Source organism: Porcibacter vitabionis (genome assembly GCF_046263795.1).
GTDB lineage: Bacteria > Bacillota > Clostridia > Lachnospirales > Lachnospiraceae > Lachnocurva.
The window spans coordinates 47408-49315 of record NZ_JBJYZD010000016.1; the positions used below are offsets into that span (position 1 = coordinate 47408).

Here is a 1908-nt window from a genome sequence, read left to right on the forward strand (position 1 = left end):
CTACTAATACCTAAGGCACAGGTCGGTACATAACGGCGGTGCGGTTTCTGTTTTCCTTTTCACCTTAGAGGCGGAGATTCCACTTTTCCTTTTGTCTTTGGCGTGGCGGCAATACATGGCTGGACACGGAATCCATAATCATCGGCGAACTGCTGGAAGCGAATATTTATTTTTCCTTTCGAGCCTCTTGTCCTTGGCTGATCCATGATCGTTTTCATGTTATCTGTCACAATCTCTTCCGGCACACCGCCAAACACCGTAAACGCGTCATCCAGGCAGAAGAAAAGTACATCCTGTGACTTTGTTGGTACCATCCGGTAAATGCGGTATCTGGAGAAGGAAAGAAGCAGGACGAAGATGTTTACTTCGACCCATCCGAGATCTGTCGTTAAAAGCCTCAGGGATTCCTTCCAGTCCAGCTGTGCCTGCTTTCCCGCTGGTGTCTCATAGCGGATATAGGCTTCTGATTTTGCCGGAAGTCTTTTACGAAAGTACGCAGCGAATTCTGGTTCCCTGGAAAGGTAATAGCAGAAGTTACTGTAAGCGCCATGGTAGCCATGGTTATCGCACAGATACTGCCAAAGAACGCGGCGGTAATAAAAGATCTGTTCATTTTCATCCGAAAGAAGTTCCCGGATGATGTCCTTGTAAGGGGTCAGGCAGTTGCTCGATGTCCGATGCTTTGACTTATGAAATCCATGGAGATATTTATCAACGGTTCTCCTGTCCACGTCCAGTTCTCGGGCAATCTGGCTTTTATTAATTTTCAGGTTGGCTGATTCCATAAATAGTTTTAACTTGTATAAGTCCTCCAGTTTCTCAATTTTCAGATTCGTTGTAACAGGTGATTTGATAATCATCGCAAAGCCTCCTTTATCAGCTTTTACGATGATACCATTTGTACATTTTTATTCCGGAACTTTTGTACATATTTAATTATGACATAGCAGCACTCTTAATGAAAAAATAATTCGTAAGGAATTAGATTGGATGATTGTGTGGAATCTATTATTAGCTGGGTATGAATTCTTTTGGGATTTTCCGGGGATATATCCTTTCGGGGAAATTACATCTGGTAAGCGAATTGTGATATATGGTGCAGGTGTATTTGGAGAAGAGATTCATGATAAATTTCCACAGAATTTGACACTCTCAGGTTGGGTCGACAAACAGGCTGATCTTTACCAATCTCAGGGAAAGCAAGTGTCTTTTGTAGAAGATTTGAAAAGAATGACTTTCGATTATATTGTTATAGCTGTAATAAATCCTGAAATAGTAGATGAAATCGAACAAGAGTTGCAGGATATGCATATACCCGCAGAAAAGATTCTTAGAATAAAAGAGCAGTGGATTGACTCTGACTATACAAAAAAGAAGATGCAGGAATTGGAGAATGTAGATGAAGATTATCGCTATGTACCTTCCGCAATATCATTAAATTCCTGAAAACAACAAGTGGTGGGGGTGGCTTTACTGACTGGGTATCAGTAAAGGCGGCCCGACCATTGTTCGATGGACACGAGCAGCCAAATGTATCATTAAATGGCAATTATTATGATTCGCCGATTGTAAAATGAAGTTGGACAAGACTTTTTTGAAACAGATTAAATGAAATGAGAAAATTCATATGAAAATTATCGCTATGTACCTGCCGCAGTATCACCGGATTCCTGAAAATGACAGGTGGTGGGGAGAAGGGTTTACTGACTGGGTCGCAGTAAAAGAAGCCCAGCCGCTGTTTGATGGACATGAGCAGCCTAATGTACCATTAAACGGCAATTACTATGTAAGCGAGTTATCTTAGGGCGTCAGCCCTAGAAGAACACCGCTATTTCAGAATAGATCTGAAACGGCGGATTCTATTTTCATTCACATCAGATTTTCAATGGGTGTCCGGCAGACCCGCTC

At 41.9% G+C, this 1908-nt stretch carries 4 protein-coding genes; 3 read left to right on the top strand and 1 reads right to left on the bottom strand.

Annotation, left to right across the window (positions count from 1 at the left end):
- Positions 1–59 precede the first annotated feature (59 nt).
- A complete protein-coding gene (gene istA / locus ACKX2L_RS10680) occupies positions 60–860 on the bottom strand; it encodes an IS21 family transposase (RefSeq protein ID WP_497553258.1) in 801 nt (266 codons plus the stop codon).
- A gap of 130 nt (positions 861–990) precedes the next feature.
- Here istA and ACKX2L_RS10685 point away from each other — a divergent pair, with 130 nt between their 5' ends.
- Genes ACKX2L_RS10685 through ACKX2L_RS10695 form a run of 3 tightly spaced genes read left to right on the top strand, consistent with a single transcriptional unit; the run spans position 991 to position 1804 of the window.
- A complete protein-coding gene (locus ACKX2L_RS10685) occupies positions 991–1446 on the top strand; it encodes a hypothetical protein (RefSeq protein ID WP_497553259.1) in 456 nt (151 codons plus the stop codon).
- Positions 1443–1577, top strand: a complete 135-nt coding sequence (locus ACKX2L_RS10690) for a glycoside hydrolase family 99-like domain-containing protein (RefSeq protein ID WP_497553262.1) — start codon at positions 1443–1445, stop codon at positions 1575–1577. The genes ACKX2L_RS10685 and ACKX2L_RS10690 overlap by 4 nt, the downstream gene beginning before the upstream one ends.
- Positions 1578–1627: 50 nt before the next feature.
- Positions 1628–1804 carry a glycoside hydrolase family 99-like domain-containing protein gene (locus tag ACKX2L_RS10695; RefSeq protein WP_497552003.1) on the top strand — a complete coding sequence of 59 codons (177 nt, stop codon included), beginning with the start codon at positions 1628–1630 and terminating at the stop codon, positions 1802–1804.
- The last annotated feature ends 104 nt before the right edge of the window (positions 1805–1908 follow it).